Genomic DNA, 18076 nt, shown 5'->3' with positions numbered 1-18076 from the left:
ACGGTGTTTAGACTTTTGCGTGATTTTCCCGTAGCTTGTCCCATACTTTTTGAAGGAAATTTCGGAATCATAACTTTATATACATTTAAATTATAAGTTTTTCTTAGGATCCGGTAAACTTTTTACTCCAATATTCTCCAAAGAAAATTTTATCTCTCTTAAATCTATGGGCGGAATAGTTTTATAAAACCAATAACCTAAATAAATTTTTCGCATGTCATCTAAATTAATAATGCCTTTAAATTCAATTTTTTCTTTATGTTGTTCAATTTCAATTTGTTGAAGAGTAAATATCCTCTCTTGAAAGTAGATAAAACAATCCGAATCAAAAAATGCGTATTTATCTTTATCAATTTTGAAATATGCATTTTGAGAAATTTTATCTGAATGATACGAGGTCGTTGTTGTAGCTAAGTGGAAATAAGATAACTCGGATAAAATGCCATTTTTTCCAATACAGATGCTTTATTCTCACCGGCATACTGATGAAACACATAGCCATCCCATCTATAGGTATGCGGTATCACTAACATTAGTGATTACTAATGTTTATTTTTTTAATTCTTTGTAAAGTAGAAATAGTTCTACTTTATGAGGAAGATTTTCCAAAGACTCAAATTCATCGGCATAATCCATTGGTGAATCTGGACCGTTGCCATAATAAGCCTTTTGCCAAGATTTTATATCATCATGTGATCGATTTGAGATATCTTCAAGCCGTTGAAGAATCGTTCACATGTTCATTTATAATCGAACGCATCATATCCACATCATCTTGATTGAAGTAATCAAGATCTGCTTTTATAAGAGGTTCGATTAATTTCATTGAATAAGTTTCTGTTTTTTTATCGATAACTTCAAAAGTGATAAATTTATTTTGTTCTTTGATTTCATTATAAATTTCAATCGGAACTGGACCTCTATCCATTGCTACATATTTTAGCCCAAGCGTAGGAATATCATATTTTTTGAGGGAGGTAAAATCTACATATGCAAGAAGTTTATATAAAAACGTTTGAGATATTGGTCGTCCCGCTTTTTCTTTAAAGCTCACAGCAAGGAAGGCGATCGCATTTTGAATTTTAATCCATTGATTCTCAGTTTATAATTCCAAAATAATACCATACATTTGTTTGGTAAATATAATATTTCTGTCGGCATTGACAGCAACTTTTTTTAAGAGTTTGCCCCAAAACCTCAAAATGTAGGAATTCCTATGAAACTGAGTCGATTTTAGAATTGCTTGAAAATGCCCGATGCGACGGTTTTTGTAAAAACTCTTACATTGGATAAAATTTCTAAAGAACCGTCAAAGAGACAAAATCTGTGGGAGTTCCCACATTTTTGTGAAACTAAAGCGTCTCGCTTCTATTGGCGCGAGAAGAAACTCAGCGTCTCGCTTCTATTGGCGCGAGAAGAAACTCAGCGTCTCGCTTCTATTGGCGCGAGAAGAAACTCAGCGTCTCGCTTCTATTGGCGCGAGAAGAAACTCAGCGTCTCGCTTCTATTGGCGCGAGAAGAAACTCAGCGTCTCGCTTCTATTGGCGCGAGAAGAAACTCAGCGTCTCGCTTCTATTGGCGCGAGAAGAAACTCAGCGTCTCGCTTCTATTGGCGCGAGAAGAAACTCAGCGTCTCGCTTCTATTGGCGCGAGACAGGTTTATTTAATCAGAAGAGAATATCCGACAAGTGGTACAATGATTTTTTGATAGATGATCCTAATTCGATTTCTTTTCCTTTCCGGATGCCTCTCTCCTATGTTTCTTGTGTCAAGCCCTCCCGTTATTTTTTTTACATAAGACCATATTGAGCTAACTTTCGATTCAATTCTTCTTCGGGCATAGAATCAAAAAGATTTCCCGTTCGAATCATTGTATAAAGAACTTCGATCATTTTGCGTGAAGTCGCTATGATCGACTTTTTAGCCCCTTTTTTAACATATAATCTTTCGTAGAATTCTTTTATCTTACCGCCATGCTGACAACGGACCAAACTCCAGGCCGCCTGAACAATCACCCTTCGAATTGCATGACAACCACGAGATACAATTCTTCCGTATCGAACCGTATCTCCCGAAATGTCAACTCTCGGAACCAAGCCTGAATAGTAGGCTGCTTGTTTTGCGGATGAAAATCTTTTACAATCTCCCATGTAGCTCATGATCGCCAAAGAAGTAATTATACCGATCCCAGGCATGGACATGATCGTTTGAATGTAACTCTGATTCTTTTTCAGAGCCTCTTTAATTTCTTCTTCTATGAGTTTTAGATTTAGTGCGACTAAATCTAAAACCTTTAAGATTCGTTCCGCTTCCTTTTTGTATCGATCGGGAAGTAAAGTTACAGAAGCTTCTCTGGATGTTTTTGTTCTTAAATGCTTTTTGGTAATATGAGTCAAACCTGCTTGAGTGAATAAACTGTGAAGTCGATTCTTTCCTTGCGTTAGTTGTTTGGTCCAGTTCTCATGTTCCGTGCAAAGTCTTCGATTGTCTTCCTCTTCGTCGGTTGGAATTGGAACAACCGGTAACTCTTCTTTTGGATATCGTTGAATGAGTCTGGCTATTTTTAAACTGTCTTCTTTATCGGTCTTTTTTAAAGATTGATAGATCATTGCTAAGTCGCCGGGATTTAGGACAATTACTTGAGTTGAGTATTGATTTTGCAATTCTAAAAGATTGAAATCCAATCGAACGACCTGGATGCCGATCTATTGAACGACCCATAGGGAGTGAGATCTGAGTTCGGAGAGGCATCCGCTGAGTTAGGAAGCGAGATGCTGAGTTACTCCACCGGCCTTCTTGACTCCGTCGAATCAAGAATATCACACTTCGAGCTGTCTTACGTTCAAGAATCATACTAATCTAAGGATCGTTCGGTGTAGTCAAGAAATTGCTTTCACCGTATATCTTCGATTTCCGCAGATCTCAATTTCTTGACTGGAGCGGAAAGCGCGGTTCCGTTCTGGCTTTTCAGAACGGAATGCGGCCTGTGATTTTTTGGACGTCTTTCGACAAAATGAACATTTGGCTTTGATTTCGAAGTTGCATGTTCCCCGAGAAGGTTCGCTCAAAAAGCAAATGACAGGGGTAGAAGTCGTGATTTTGTAGGTTTCAGATTCGAATTTTTTACTTCAGGATTAAAAACCCATGAGCGCAACCAATACCGTCGCAGATCAAGCGACCGCGAAAAAAGCACTTTCCGTTTCCGCAGGAGTGATCGAAGAAGTTACGAAAGCACTTGCAGCACGTTGCAATGTAAACGGTAAAGTCTCCGTTGACAAGATGGACGAAAACCAACTCGTTCAATACCAAATCGCCTGGCTTACTTCCGAACAAAAAATCGCGGAAAAGTTCATCGAATACGCTTGGGACGCGGCACGGGGCACGGGGGATCTCGAACAGGAAATGGCCATTGTATTTGCGGCGGAAACCGTGAACCACGTTCGTTCCGAAATCAGTTCCAGACCTTCCGAGTACGGAATCAAAGCTTCCAGTCTGGTTTCCAAAATATTCAACGACGAAATCAATCAATTTCTAGAAAGCGCGATGGCGATCCAAAATTACAACCAGATCGCGGACAAGATCGTTGCCAAAGGTCATTTCGGAGCATACGGTCTGGATGAAGACCATGAAATGTTTCGTGAAACGTTTAAGAAGTTTGCGGAAGACGTAGTCATACCTCATGCGGAACACGTCCATAGACACGACGATATCATTCCCGAAGACATTATCAGCGGGTTGAAAGATATGGGATGTTTCGGTCTTTGTATTCCGGAATCATACGGCGGAATCCAACCGAACGACAAACCGGACAATCTTTCCATGCTCGTCGTCACCGAAGAACTTTCCAGAGGAGGATTGGGAATTGCGGGTTCTCTCATCACCAGACCGGAAATCATGTCCAAGGCTCTTCTGAAAGGAGGAACCCAGGAACAAAAAGACAAGTGGCTTCCACTTCTTGCGTCCGGGGAAAGAATGGCCGGGATCATGGTGACCGAACCGAATTACGGTTCGGATGTTGCCGGTGTTTCCGTTACCGCAAAACCGTCTAACGGTGGTTGGGTCATCAATGGTGTTAAAACCTGGTGTACGTTTGCGGGTTATGCGAATCTTCTGTTAATTCTCTGTAGAACCGAACCCGATCCTTCCTTGAAACACAAAGGGCTTTCCATTCTACTTGCGGAAAAGCCGAGTTTTACCGGTCACGAATTTACTTACACTCAACCGACAGGCGGTAAGATAGAAGGAAAAGCGATCGGAACCATCGGTTATAGAGGAATGCATTCTTTCGAAGTTTCTTTTGACAACTACTTTGTTCCCGCAGAAAATTTGTTAGGCGGAGAAGCGGGAAGAGGAAAAGGATTTTACTTCCAGATGGAAGGATTTGCGGGCGGAAGGATCCAGACCGCGGCCCGCGCTCACGGTGTGATGCAAGCCGCATTGGAAGCCGCTCTTCGTTACGCGCAAGAGAGATCCGTATTTCAAAAACCGATCTACGAATACAACTTAACGAAATACAAGATAGCGAAAATGGCGGTGATTCTACAGGCTTCCCGTCAATTTGCAAATCACGTAGCCAACTTATTGGATAATCACCAAGGCCAGATGGAAGCCACTTTGATCAAGTTCTACGCTTCCAAAGTCGCCGAATGGGTGACAAGAGAAGCAATGCAAATCCACGGTGGAATGGGTTATGCGGAAGAATACGCGGTTTCCCGTTATTTTGTGGACGCCCGAGTATTCTCCATCTTCGAAGGCGCCGAAGAAGTGATGGCTCTGAGAGTAATTGCAAAATCTCTAATGGACCAATACGCGGCGGGGTGATGATCGTTAGGGTAAAAAACGAAAATACTCCATTCGAAAATTAGAATGGAGTGTTGAAACCAAGAGTTTCTATTTTATAAAATTATACTTTTTGCAAGTAAAAAATTTCGTCTTTTTGGAACACATACGTTTATTGTATGTAAAGCTCTAAACCCTATTCACTAACCGCTTGAAACGTGCGTTTTCGATCCTTATTCCCGTAGGTAGGGATCGGTAGTAAAAAAGATACAGAACTATAATTCTCCGATGCTTTTCAAAAAGAGCCAATTCGATCGTAACTTGAATTCATATTCTCGGATTGACTTCAAAATAGATTCTCAAAAAATGAATCCGAAACAATGAGCAAAATAACCGTTAGAAAAAAACGAAACAAGATCGTATATTCTTACGATCGATTTCAATATACGTCCTTGCTCGGAATTTTTGCTTCCTCGTTATTTATCGGCGGTGTCGTTTTAGATCGTATCGATTTCGATTTTTCGGAACAATCCGTATTTACGCTTTTTATTTTGGCGATTCCCGGTTTCATCCTTTATTCTTCGATTCATAATTCATTCAATTCCACGAATGTTTCGATCGATGCGTGGTTTGTGACCGTTTATCCGTCTCCCATTCCTACAAAATGGAAAAAGACAATCCGTAAAAAAGATATCAAAACCGCTTATACAAGCTCCGAGAGAGACTCTTCTTCCGAATACTCCGCCGAATATCATTCCGTTTCCTGCATATTGTATAACGGAAAAGAAATCACAATCATCGATAAGATCACAGATCGGGTTGACGCCAAGAGAATCGAACGCGCGATCGGCGATTCTTTAAATAACCTCACCTGAAGAGTCTGCGAACCGCGGCGTTGTCTAAGAAGTTCGCATCGTTGTTTTACGGAATTTTAAAATCCGTAGAGTGTCAATAGAAACGAAACAAACATACGCCGCGAAGCAAATGCGTTGTTTCTCAAGCATAGCTGAGATAAGCGATCTGTGGAGAGCGAAACACTGAGTTTCATTCTATTGACCATTGTTTCTCTTATTTTTAGTAAATTTATTTTCGAATGAACTAGGTGTCTCAAAGAGAAGCGACTCATGCGGTCTAACATTGTTGTAAAGAGAAACCGCTTTGGGGAGCATTTTTGAAGCCGTTCGAAGGAACTCACACCGTAAAGGAATTAGGTATTTAACGTGAGTTCGGTACAACAAAATACGAAAGCGATTATATGTTTCGACCGTAGGGAGAGCATTGAGTTAAAGCGCGGGTCGCGAGCCATTATCTATGAAATTCGCGAGCTGCGACGACGCCCATAGCGAGTCGTTGCACTTTAGTTTCTTATTCCCCCAAACTTTCTTACGCTGAACTCACGTTATTATAATATCGATTATAAATGGTTCGGGAGAGATAAATCTCTCAAACTATAATATGAGTTATCCATGGGGGCAAATGAATCAAAAAATCATAGACTCTGTGCTTTGTTTGAGTCACTCTGGTTAAAATTTTGTAGGCGGTCTATGGTGAAAAAAAACATTTTGTTGGTTAGTATATTACTATTTTTTAATTCTATCTTTGCGGTGGATATAGTAAATAAGGACAAGAGTTCGTATCGAATTCAGTATGATGATGCGGGTACAAAACACGATGAGGTTTTAAATCCGGGGAAGAAACTGAGCAGTATCTGCGGAGAATGTACGGTTCGTATTTCCGGTCTTGGCAGTTTTCAAGCTGCGGGGAGCGATAAGATTGTAATTCAGAACGGAGAAGTGAAAGTCGAATAAGGAATAGTTTAAAGTTCCTAGGTAAATTCGGATCAAATTTGACTAAGACACAAAGGAAACTAAAAATGAATATTTTAAAGAAAGTAGTAACGATTGCTATCGTTCTGATAGTTAATTTTTCGGTAGCTGCTGTGAACCATGGTACATTCGCCAATATCAAAGGCCGAATCGATAAAGAAGGTTTTAGTGATGGCAAATTGTCGGTTTTGAAATCGGAAGCCTCTAGAGCGACATTCACCGCCGAACAAGTGGCGGAATTGATGGATTTGTTTAGCTTTTCAACGGACAAAATCAAAGCTCTTACTTCACTTCGGAATCGAATCGAGGATCCTGAAAATGCATATGTGATTGTTGAACGTTTTTCTTATGATAAGGATAAGAAGAGCGCGGCAAGTTTATTGGATGGCATAGAATCCGCGCTACCAAAGCCCCCAAAAGTGACGAAGAAGATCGTCTGCTGGGGAGAAGGACCGGGACGCTATTGTTATACGGAATATACGGAACAATAAGAAGGATATAATAATTTATGAAGAACACAAAAGGAATTTTTATTCTAGCGATTACTTTAATGTTTAGCTTGGCTGGTTGTATTTCAGTGCAGGCTTTCAAAGGGAATCAGCTCAAAATGAAACAAGTAAAGAGCATTTCGGTGATTCCGACGGTGCAAGACCCTAAATTAAAAAGAGAAATTACGACTACTTCTCAATCAAAACATACTATAAATACGGGCGGAATATCCGCGGTCGGTATAGGCCGCGATTTCGCATACGCATTGAGTATTACGGGACCGAGTGCGAGTTCCGAATATAAAAACAGTCGCACCGTAAAAGGCGACTTCATCGACCCTGAAATTGTGGCTAAGAATGCGGCAACATTAGAAATTGCCGATACTCTTGGTTCTACTTTTATAGACAACGGTTATAAACTAGTCGAAAGAAATCAATTGATATCGGTCCTGAATCAAAAGAAGCCGAAGTTATCCGGTTCCACAGTAGAAGAGAACGCGATCGAATTGGGAAAATTGGCGGGGATTGACGCCGTTTTGATGATTGAAGTCACTAAGCTCGCACAGAAAAATATTTTTACTACGGATATGAGTACAGGTGAGAGAGTTTCGAAAACGCAATACGAACTTAAATATCAAATCAAGCTCGTTTCCACACAGGATGGTTCGATCGTTATGACGGGGATTAGCCCTCCGACCGGCAGTAGCACCTTTAGCGATTCTCTGGAAGAGTATGCGCAAGGGATGGCCCATGCGGTCGCGCGTGAATTGGACGGAACTTTGAAAGCTTGGAAAGAAGGAAGTGTGAATTAATCGAGGGTGTCAATATCTTGTAGCCTATAGATTTTCATAGGCTACTCTTCTTTCTATTGGTTACGCTCTTCTGGATAAAAATCGTACTTTAGTTCTTGTCCAAAGGAGAATAGATATTCCTTTCTCCGCTAATTCCTTTCAGTCGTTTTGCTCCTACAAATTCAAAATTTTCTTTTCCGGCTTTGATTGTAAATTCTTCGGTGGTAAGGATGTTCTTTCCTAAATCCTTGCACAACGACTCCACCCGAAAGGCCTGATTGACTGCGTTACCGATCACGGTAAAATCGAGTCTGTCTTTTGCGCCAACGTTTCCGTAAACTACGTCTCCAACATTCAGAGCCATACCCAAATGAATTTGGGAATCCGGATGTTCCGTATTCCATCGTATTACGGAATTCTTAATTTTCTGAGCGGCATTCAAAGCCGCTAAACAGGCTTGATCCGGATCGGTTTCCGCGGGGAAAACGGCAAGAATCGCATCTCCGATGAATTTTAAAATTTCCCCTTTTTCTTCTTGAATCGGCTGCGCAGTAAGTTCGAAGTAATTGTCCAAAATTTCCACGATTTTTTTGGGAGAATTGTTTTCGCTCAAATAGGAAAAGTCCCTTAAATCCGCACAAAGAATCGCGGCGTACATCGTCTCGCCGGTTCCTCTTCTAAATTCTCCCGACAAAACTCTTTTGGACGCATTGGAACCTAGATATACTTCTAAAAGTTCGTTGATGGCAAATTTCCTGGATTCCAGGTCCAAACGTAAGCAGAGAACGTTTCGAATCGAATTCAGGAATTCGATTTGTTCGTCCGAAAACCCTCCGGGAGCGTCCGTACTCCAGGACATAGCGCTTCGAATATTTGTTCCGAATACGGAAGCGAAAATACAATAATCCGTTCCTCCTTTTTCGTATAAATCGACACAAATCGGGTACGAAAGATCCGCGTCCGGACCGGTCAGCCTACAACGAATGAAATCCTTTTGTTCCTCTCGGATGAGATAAATAGGACTGTCCTTATATTGCTGCTGCTTGAGTCCCTCATGCGGAATGAATAATACTTGTGTCTCCTCTCCCCTCGTCCAGATGAGAGAACGCACCATCACTTCGGGATGCATAGTGGGAATACTTGTAAAGAATCTCCAAACCGGAACTCCTACTTGTATAAGTTTTCGATTCAGAATTTCTATCAGTTCCTTCGCTTCTAAGGCTCTGGATTCCGGGCTGGTTAACCAATTCAGAATACTTTTCATTCCCTCATCATTTGCAAACGTTATGTTTTGTTTTAGATTGTTCATGCGGTTTTACACTTTTGTTTTAGACGGTTGACCTTTGATTTCGATTTTATTCAAAGTAGGGTCTAAAATTCCTCTCCTAAATAGGAATTCGTTTTAAAATTCACGATACCCTACTACGTAGGAATCAGAGTTTCGAAAAAGACGTTGGCATCGAATCTTTCCATTCGGAAAAACGACCCGTCATTTGCGCTATGTTCTTTGTTTGAATCGAATTATCGATCAAAAAAGAATCATACAAAATGTAAAGATAATAGTTTTCATATTCAAAAATCTTTGCCTTGGTTTCGCAATGAACGATTCGTTCTCAAGATAATTCCAAAACAATATAAAACCTAACCCGTCTTTTTACCTTTTGATTTGCCCGTTTTCATTCATGGAATTCTAAAGCCTTTGTTTGTGAAGAAACAAAAACCCTTTTAGAAAAAAATCGCCAAAGACTCCCTGGGCTTATAAAAAAATATATCTTCGCTTTACTCATCCCTACACAATAGAGTGCTTCAAATTCTGCGTCTAAACGCGGGATTTGTTCTCAAATGAACAGTACTCTATTTTATAGGGATTAGTAAAGTTCTGTTTTAAAACGCTGTGAACCGCTCTTCTAGATCAAGCCCATTCCGATTCAGAAACAATCGAATTGCAGAGTTAGGAAATAGGCTTGCTCAAGAGTTTGTTTTTTGAGGTATAGTTGGAATGGATAGAAAGTAGAATGGAATTTCCAAACGTTTTCAAAATTTTTTCGTAAATACAATTAACATGAGCGATTCTCAAACAAACGGCAAAAACAAACTAGCCATTGATGAAATTCAAGAATGTATCCGGCTTCTTGAATCATTGACGAAAAATCCCGAACTGCTAACGTCTATTCCCGAAAAAGAACGAATCGCATTGATGACCGTTGCGGGTAGAATTTCCAGACCTAATCGGAACGAAATTCGGATTCGAAACAAAACGATCAAACATTCCAGAAGAAAAGAGATCGTCGCTCAGGAAAGAAAAGCGAGAGCGGCGACCGGAATCCGAACCGCGAGAACGACCCCAGTATTTAAGGCGCCTCTGCAAATCACCGATCAAACCGATATCTGGAAAAGCGAGAACGCACCGAAACTTTCTTCGCCTCGCAACTGTTATATTTGCAAAAAAGAATATACCCGGCTTCATTTTTTCTATGACGCCATGTGTCCGTCATGTGGAGAATTAAATTATAAGAAAAGATTTCAGACCGCGTCTTTGCACGGCCAAGTCGCATTGATCACCGGCTCTAGACTGAAAATCGGTTATCAAGCGACCTTAATGCTTTTAAGAGCCGGTGCGACCGTGATCGCGACCACTCGTTTTCCGGTCGATGCTGCATTACGATTTTCTAAAGAAGACGATTTTTCCAGATGGTCTGATCGCCTTCAGATTTTCGGTTTGGACTTAAGACATACCCCAAGTGTGGAACTTTTTGCGAGCTATATAGAACAAACCGTGGATCGTTTGGACATTCTCATCAACAACGCGGCCCAGACGGTTCGCAGACCTCCCGGGTTCTATACTCATTTGATGAAATTCGAATCATTAGACTTTCATGATATACCGAAAGAAGCGGGACAACTTCTAAAACTTCATAGAGATTGCAAACGGAAACTTGCGTCTTTCGGAGGAATGAATCTTGCCGACGAATCCGCACTTCCCGTAAGTTGGAACGGAAAAATACCCGGAGTGGGAATCCATTCCTCGGCACGGCTTTCCCAAATCCCGTATTCCCACGATAATTCTTTCGAATTGGAGACGGTTTTTCCCGAAGGTCAAACGGATGCGGATCTTCAACAGATCGATCTTAGAAAAACGAACAGTTGGAGACTTAAATTAGGTGAAATTCAGACCTCGGAGATGTTGGAAGTCCAGCTTGTAAACGCAGTCGCCCCCTTCGTTCTTTGCAATCGCCTTGTTTCCGTTATGCGAAGAAAAAATACGGGACAAAAACATATCGTAAACGTTTCCGCGATGGAAGGGAAATTTCATCGTTTCAAAAAAGAGGACAGGCATCCTCACACCAATATGGCGAAAGCCGCATTGAACATGCTTACGCACACTTCCGCGAGTGATTTTGCAAAAGACGGAATTTATATGAACGCCGTCGACACTGGCTGGGTAACCGACGAAGACCCGGTCGAGTTATCCCAAAAAAAACAGGATCTTCACGATTTTCAACCCCCATTGGATATCGTCGACGGCGCGGCAAGAGTTTGTGATCCGTTCTTTGACGGAATTCTCACCGGAAAACATTGGTGCGGTAAATTTTTAAAAGATTATTTTCCGATCGATTGGTAAAGAAAAGGAAAACATTTTATTTCACGTGAGTTCGGCGGTTGAAAATTTGGGCGAATAAGAAACTACTACTCGGCCGCGTGAAAATAATACTCGAAAATAAGCGGTCGGTTTTGCAAAAGTACGGCAGTTCTCAAAAATTAAGTCAAACCGGGAAATCCCGACTTTTTAAAGGGAGATTCTAATTTTCGAAATAAGTTTGTCATAGTATTCTATTCGTGCGTTCGAGTAGTAATGATTCAAAGACCCGTAAACGATATTCAACTCCGTCAATGAATATCGTAGTTGCCATACTCAAGCGCCATAAACCTAGAAAAATGCCGAGTAGAAAACCCTTTGAAAAGAATTACTTAACGCGAGTTCGATATAACAAAATGCGAAAGTGATTCTATGTTTCGGACCTGAATGCCGATCCATAGAGAGGCATTCGCTGAGTTTAGCCGATCCATAGAGAGGCATTCGCTGAGTTTAGCCGATCCATAGAGAGGCATTCGCTGAGTTTAGCCGATCCCGTAGGGAGCCGTAACCAACCCACAAGTTAAGAAGGCTTTTGGGATAATAAGGATCAAAAACTGATATTTTTCAAGCGTTCCGACAAGAATGATACTCTTTACTTGCAAAAAGTATGATTTTCTGATAGAGAAAAATCTCCCGAGACTGTTTCACGGGGGATTTGTCGTAATTCCGACAGATTTATCTTCGGATCCAAATACTTGCGGATAAGGTTATGGTAGAGAGCGTTTCGCATTTTGTTATACCGAAATCGCGTTATTTACTTCGAAAGATCTTCGGGTTCTATCTTTTTTAGTTTTTTGAAATAACGGAAGAACTCGTTTTCGATCGTTTCTCTTCTCGAATTCTTAGCGGCACCCAAGACCAACAAACGATCCTTCGCCCTCGACAAACCGACGTAAAGAATCCGCCTTTCCTCTTCGATCGTTTCCAAAGGAGAATCGGGTCTCACATTCCAACCGTCCGCAAGGTCCACAAAAACGGTATGAAATTCCAAACCTTTACTGGAATGAATCGTCATAAGATAGTCTTTCGGAATTCCAATTCTGGCATATTCGCTAATTCTAAAATTCGATCGACATAAGATTTTCAAGTCCGTTTCGGACGAAGGAATCGCTCGAATTAAAAACGGAATCAGATCGACGGCTCCCTCCATGAGGATCTTACCGACGAAAGCTTTCCCTTGACGCGATGGAAAAACCTCTTTTTCGATTTTTTCCCGATTCTTTCGGATCGGAATCGCGGACGTTCGAATGATTTCCGGCAAGGAGCGATAATTCGTATTTAAGAAATGAAGCTTGCAAGGTTGGAAAAGTTTTTGAAAACTTAAAAACGCCCCGGGTGCGGTTCCCCGAAAACTATAGATCGCTTGGCTGTCGTCGCCTACAACGACGATTGACGCACTTCTGGATAACAACTGAAGAAATTCAAGTTGTTCCAAATCCGTATCTTGAAATTCATCCACAATGATTTTTCGAAGTATGTTTCTGGATTCATGAGTCCATTCCTCCTCATTTCGAAGACCGTCCAAAAACATTCTTACCAGATCGTCGAAGTCTAAAAAACCATTCTCCTCTTTGTATTTTTGATAAGCGAATTCGAGATTTTTTTTGAGCTCTGCGAAATTCTCGCGGATATAAGGAATATTCTCCGCCCAAAAAAGTTCGTAGGGAATCCCTCCGATTTTGTTTCGTTCTTTTTTTAAGAATTCGCGATAGAATTGATTTTTCTCTTCCAACGGAAGAATTTTCGGTTTTTGCGCTATAAATCTAGGATGCCAGCGACCCAGTACATACAAACAATACGCGTGAAACGTCTGGACCCGTATGGAATTTTTCTCGGTAGATCTTTGAATCCTATCCGAAATTTCTCCGGCGGCTTTTCTCGAAAATGTTAAGACTAAGATAGATTCTTCCGGAAACAAATTTTCAACCAAAATTCGTTCTATGATCCCTACCATCGTGCTTGTTTTTCCGGAACCCGCCGCAGCTACAACTTGCACGAATCTTGACTTTTCTTCGATCACCGCTTTTTGGGCTGGGCTATATTGAACTTCTTTTTTCATTTTTTCCCCTCTTACGAATACGGTTCCGGATTTCAAATCCCGGAGAGAGAAAATTCAATTTTTTTAATGTTTTTACTGGCTTAGGAGACAAGAACTCTTCTTTGAAACTTAAAAGAAAAATTGTATCTAAAAATAGGGAATACTCACTCAATCTGTTTTCTACGATTGATTGCAGATTACCTCTGCAATCGTTCGTAGCTCCGCGAATTTACAATCAGAGTTAGGAACCTATTTTACACTTTGTTACCTCAGTGATTTTGATTCCGACTTCGATCGTAAAAATTCCTTTGGTATCTTCAGCCTCGGTTTTTACTCACAAACTTACGGCTTAGGATTCCGCAGACGCAGTTTCAAAAAGGAATGGCTTACAAAGTCGAGGAGAAGATTGATCTTTCCGAAGAGTTTTCCCTTTTGAATAAGCTAGCATGTCGTATCAGAGCCGGTCCCAAAAGAAACGAAAGTGGCACTGCTCTCTAAGGATCGCTTGGATATCTTTTCTGCGAAAAGAGCAACTCGCTACGCTATGCTGCTCGTAAGCTGCCTCGCTCTCTAAGGATCGCTTGGATATCTTTTCTGCGAAAAGAGCAACTCGCTACGCTATGCTGCTCGTAAGCTGCCTCGCTCTCTAAGGATCGCTTGGATATCTTTTCTGCGAAAAGAGCAACTCGCTACGCTATGCTGCTCGTAAGCTGCCTCGCTCTCTAAGGATCGCTTGGATATCCTTTCTGCGAAAAGAGCAACTCGCTACGCTATGCTGCTCGTAAGCTGCCTCGCTCTCTAAGGATCGCTTGGCAGGTCGTCGGATGCGCTGTACGTTAGACAAGGTTTCGGATAACGCGTATCTAATCATCAACGGTTCTAAATCCAAATACATAGATCCGGGCGTTTGAAAATTATAGAAAACTTTAAAATCGTGGCAAAGTTGCGCAAAACAAAATTTGAAATAAATTTTTAAATTAAAATGTCCATCTCAAAGCATAGTGTGGCATTAGAATTGAAAGCGGGTCGACCGTAGGATAATTCCAAAATAATCCTTAGATTGATTCATAAATATTACTTTAAAATATTTAAATATAATGTTGTTTTTTATATATTTTCGCGGGAATAAGTTAGCCAAAATTTCCTTTAATTATTTTTTATTTTCGTATTAACGTTTTTTTATATTTTTTGTCTAAAAATTTCACTTGAGTAATCAATTGAATAGCATGAAAGACCACTAAAGCTACAGTTACCTTATTGGATTCATATAGAATTAATTTTTATTTGATATTTTATGACATGCAAACAACGTGTTCACAGAAACATGTTTTCATTCAGTTTTATTAGAATATTCTAATAAATTAAAAACTTTTCACTCGAAATAAAAAATAATGGCAACATGTTAAAGCGACGTAGTTTCCACTCAATCGGGTAGTTCGACTTATCAACAGACCGGTTCAAACAAGATTCGCCGGGAAGGTATGTTGTATCATATCCCTAGAGTGCAGACGTTACGTCTTAATTTTTCAAAAAAAGGAGGTAAGAATGGGTCGTTGGATAGTTCTGACGGTAGTTTTGTTAGTTTCAATTGGAGTTAGTTTTACTTACGGGGGGAACTCTATTTCATCGAGTGGTATCCCAGGTTCGATTGTTCAAAAGCCTACTGATAAACCAAATGATAAACCTATTAAGATCATTGCGCATAATGGGAAAAATTATTGTTACTCTCCTATGTTCACCATTGATGGAAGTTTTATACAACTTCAGGGGTGTGGGGATAAAACTCCTAAAGCAAGATACGACGTGTTTCAGAGAATTTCCTATTACATTAATAACACGTGGTTATGTGTCACTACTCCAGAGAAAGTAATTAAAGGAGAAACAAACTGGGATTATGTGAACCTCAGACCTTGTACTATCAATGATCCTCAACAAAGATGGATAGTAAAAAATAACGCCTTTTGGACTGCGGATGGGCGTTATCAGTTGAAGGATGTGCATTGGCTTGCCTATATCTCAAAAACATCCGGGGATTACTACAACCATACCTTAGACTCTACGATGAATGATTGGGTTAAGACAGTGGCCACTCCTGGAAACGTTAGCATTCAGACTTCCATAGCTTGGGATTCGAATTGGGGCGATGGAATTTGGAATAATATGGCTGGCCGCTACTTTATTCGTTCGGGAGGTTCAGATAGAAATACTACGCCTATCTACTACAATCCCGAAAATGGACATCTTGCCCAATACAATCCTGCTAATGGACTTCTCTCTTGTATGTATTCTAAGGTAGGTAAATATAATTGGAATTGGGTTTACTGGGCACAGTGTAGTGACGCACCTGTGACGAGTAAGGAGAATTCCGCTTATTGGAACATATATTTTGAGACACAAGAAGGAGGGATGATTACAGATTATCAAGGCAATATACTTAGAGTTACCAAGGCCGGACCGAATTGGGGTGTTGCTTATACAGTTAAACCCTCTTATATAGAGGCAGATACTACCCATAATCCTACGTCTCTGTTTTTTGTTGATAAAGACTTATTGAGTTGGGCACGTTACACAACCGGTAATCTTGGAAATACAGAACAGTACTGTCCAGCCGGTAATAAGAAAAGCTATGCGCATAAAAGAGTAAAAAGGAACCTACCGTCTGACTTTCAATTAACTGATGATTGGATCAGGAGATTTTACGACATAGCTAGATCAGCAACATATGAATCTGCGAGACCCGGTTACAGACCCCAGCAGGTTGGAGTGTGCGGCGTTTGCCTACTTCATAGCTTTCAAATGTTAGCAGAACTCCAGGAGTATCATTCTCAAAGACCGCTTCAGAGCGGAGGCTACTTCTTCGATACAGCCCCTGATAGGGATCCTTTTATTTCGTTTAGCCGACGTTATCGGGAATTGTACAGACTACTGACAAATGTACCTGCGACATACGCTAACAGAGGCAGAGTGCTGGCATACGCATCTACTATGATTATGATGCCTCAGTACGAATGGGAAAGCTCTGCTCCAATGACCACTCGACCTGAAATGCTATCTCATATTAGATCACTCACAAATTCCCCTCCCGGAAGTATTTGGTTGGTATTAATGAGAAGGCAGCGTGCAAACGGAACTATTTCGGGACATGCCGTTCCAGTTATTAGGACCTCTGAGGGGTTAGTGGCAATTCGAACAAACACGCCTACGACATCATTTAACGACTACAGATCATCTTTAATACCCAGGACGAATCCGGAAGAGATACTTGCTGATCTGGAAGGACCAGGCAGAACTATGCTAGTACTCACAACTATACAGCCGGTAGGAGCTTATGAAAGTGTTTTTGGACTCATGGTTTCTAACAGGGATTGCACCGGAGAAGGAGAGGACAGAAGAGGTTCAGGAAGATATCCAATCAGCTCGTTAGTAAATCAGTGTTCGGGAGGCAGATGCACGTTACAGTAAGTGATCTAGTCTAAAAACTATAATGGATGTTAAGTATCGAGATCGCGTTACTTAGCATCCATTGGAAGTGTCATGTTTCAGAATTTATCGGATTTATCGTCTTTGTAGGTTAGCGGTATTTCATGTTAAATTTTTCTGGTTCTTTAATGACTTACATTCATAGTCTCGTATCCGTTTTTATTCAGCAAGCCAATGGTAAAGAGGCTGCTGGAATGTACTCCAATGGAAAAATACACATGATCGCGCGTACTATTGAGAAAGTATTTAGACGCATCGGCAAAATTATCGGAACCGAAGTGGTGGCTGAAGACTATCAAAACCAAGCAGGCGAAAATATCTGACTCTTTGTTGTCAATTGTTGTCAGGCTTTGCATTGTCCGAACGATCGAATTATCATCCATACTGGCTTGGGATCCAATATCCGTGCTCCAATCTGCGTCGTCTTCCGACCATTCAGGGCATGAATATGCCATAATATCTCTATCGCGGATATCAAAATAGAGCACCAGATCAGAGATGAACCCAGTATTTTCTGCTTCCTTGCTTGATAATAATTCAATTAGACATGTTGTGAATTCTTTATAGGCGGCATTAAAATCAAAGTTCCGAACAGTCTGAGCTTTTGCTTCAGGCCAAAGATTGGTGATTTCCAGAATCCGCTTGCAATTTTCCTGAAAACTTCCCAACTTACTAGAAAATTCTAATATGCTGTTCTCGTCATTATCGTTCACCTCTAATAAACCTCTCTGTTTATGTTGATCCGCATCACGTGAATCAAATGGTAAATTTCCAACCTTAATGTCTTAAGTCAGTCGCACACTTTGCGCCACGGCATGAGGTCTGTCAATTTTTTTCAAATCATTCGCCAGATTACTGATGTAAATGGTGTTTAGCGATTTTAGCGGATACAATGATTTCAGGCTTTCATAAGGCGTTTCACCGAGACGAGGTCGGTCAGGCCAACGGCTCCGGGGCGAGACTTTCTCGCCCGAAACGGATCGAAGATTTTTTATCCAAAGCATTTCAATGGACGTCATTCCGCTTTGGGAAAATAC

The 18076-nt window shown here is 40.8% G+C and carries 12 protein-coding genes and 2 pseudogenes; 9 read left to right on the top strand and 5 right to left on the bottom strand.

Features of this window, described 5'->3' with window-relative positions:
- Nucleotides 1-712 precede the first annotated feature (712 nt).
- Entirely contained in the window at nt 713-1054 is a 342-nt protein-coding gene (locus tag FHG67_RS06905) for a Panacea domain-containing protein (RefSeq protein WP_172616496.1), read from the bottom strand.
- Between the two features lie 195 nt (nt 1055-1249).
- On the opposite strand from FHG67_RS06905, the gene FHG67_RS22295 reads away from it, so the two are divergent.
- Nucleotides 1250-1708 carry a hypothetical protein gene (locus FHG67_RS22295; RefSeq protein WP_244947482.1) on the top strand — a complete coding sequence of 153 codons (459 nt, stop codon included), beginning with the start codon at nt 1250-1252 and terminating at the stop codon, nt 1706-1708.
- 82 nt (nt 1709-1790) lie between these two features.
- Here the strand turns inward: FHG67_RS22295 and FHG67_RS06895 are convergent.
- Nucleotides 1791-2694: pseudogene (locus tag FHG67_RS06895) on the bottom strand (IS110 family RNA-guided transposase); the annotation flags it as partial.
- A 450-nt stretch (nt 2695-3144) separates the two neighbouring features.
- On the opposite strand from FHG67_RS06895, the gene FHG67_RS06890 reads away from it, so the two are divergent.
- From FHG67_RS06890 to FHG67_RS06870, 5 genes are all read left to right on the top strand, one after another.
- Complete coding sequence (locus FHG67_RS06890) at nt 3145-4821, top strand: acyl-CoA dehydrogenase family protein (RefSeq protein ID WP_142499711.1); 1677 nt, start codon at nt 3145-3147, stop codon at nt 4819-4821.
- A 338-nt stretch (nt 4822-5159) separates the two neighbouring features.
- Entirely contained in the window at nt 5160-5654 is a 495-nt protein-coding gene (locus FHG67_RS06885) for a hypothetical protein (RefSeq protein ID WP_004499455.1), read from the top strand.
- A gap of 669 nt (nt 5655-6323) precedes the next feature.
- On the top strand, nt 6324-6587 hold the full coding sequence (locus FHG67_RS06880) for a hypothetical protein (protein WP_010576688.1): 264 nt from the start codon (nt 6324-6326) through the stop codon (nt 6585-6587).
- Between the two features lie 65 nt (nt 6588-6652).
- Nucleotides 6653-7096 carry a proline and serine-rich protein 1 family protein gene (locus FHG67_RS06875; RefSeq protein ID WP_061218366.1) on the top strand — a complete coding sequence of 148 codons (444 nt, stop codon included), beginning with the start codon at nt 6653-6655 and terminating at the stop codon, nt 7094-7096.
- A 17-nt stretch (nt 7097-7113) separates the two neighbouring features.
- Nucleotides 7114-7905, top strand: coding sequence for a CsgG/HfaB family protein (locus FHG67_RS06870; protein ID WP_010576686.1), 792 nt, complete (start codon nt 7114-7116; stop codon nt 7903-7905).
- A gap of 88 nt (nt 7906-7993) precedes the next feature.
- On the opposite strand, the gene FHG67_RS06865 is transcribed toward FHG67_RS06870, so the two are convergent.
- Complete coding sequence (locus tag FHG67_RS06865) at nt 7994-9193, bottom strand: adenylate/guanylate cyclase domain-containing protein (RefSeq protein WP_061231015.1); 1200 nt, start codon at nt 9191-9193, stop codon at nt 7994-7996.
- A 753-nt stretch (nt 9194-9946) separates the two neighbouring features.
- Here FHG67_RS06865 and FHG67_RS06860 point away from each other — a divergent pair.
- Nucleotides 9947-11506: an SDR family NAD(P)-dependent oxidoreductase gene (locus FHG67_RS06860; RefSeq protein WP_004499546.1), complete on the top strand. Its 1560-nt coding sequence runs from the start codon at nt 9947-9949 to the stop codon at nt 11504-11506.
- Nucleotides 11507-12275: 769 nt separating this feature from the next.
- Here the strand turns inward: FHG67_RS06860 and FHG67_RS06855 are convergent.
- The gene (locus tag FHG67_RS06855; RefSeq protein ID WP_142499710.1) at nt 12276-13580 is read right to left on the bottom strand and encodes a UvrD-helicase domain-containing protein; all 1305 of its coding nucleotides are present in this window, start codon (nt 13578-13580) and stop codon (nt 12276-12278) included.
- Nucleotides 13581-14395: 815 nt separating this feature from the next.
- Here FHG67_RS06855 and FHG67_RS22830 point away from each other — a divergent pair.
- Nucleotides 14396-14526: pseudogene (locus FHG67_RS22830) on the top strand (bifunctional permease/carbonic anhydrase); the annotation flags it as partial.
- A gap of 578 nt (nt 14527-15104) precedes the next feature.
- Entirely contained in the window at nt 15105-17021 is a 1917-nt protein-coding gene (locus tag FHG67_RS06850) for a DUF1561 domain-containing protein (protein WP_142499709.1), read from the top strand.
- Between the two features lie 143 nt (nt 17022-17164).
- Here FHG67_RS06850 and FHG67_RS06845 read toward each other — a convergent pair whose 3' ends face one another.
- A complete protein-coding gene (locus FHG67_RS06845; RefSeq protein WP_002632981.1) occupies nt 17165-17752 on the bottom strand; it encodes a hypothetical protein in 588 nt (195 codons plus the stop codon).
- Between the last annotated feature and the right edge of the window lie 324 nt (nt 17753-18076).

Source organism: Leptospira weilii, from assembly GCF_006874765.1.
Classification (GTDB): Bacteria; Spirochaetota; Leptospiria; order Leptospirales; family Leptospiraceae; genus Leptospira; species Leptospira weilii.
The sequence above is the reverse complement of the archived record's forward strand: the minus strand, read 5'-3'. Positions and strand labels throughout refer to the sequence as shown.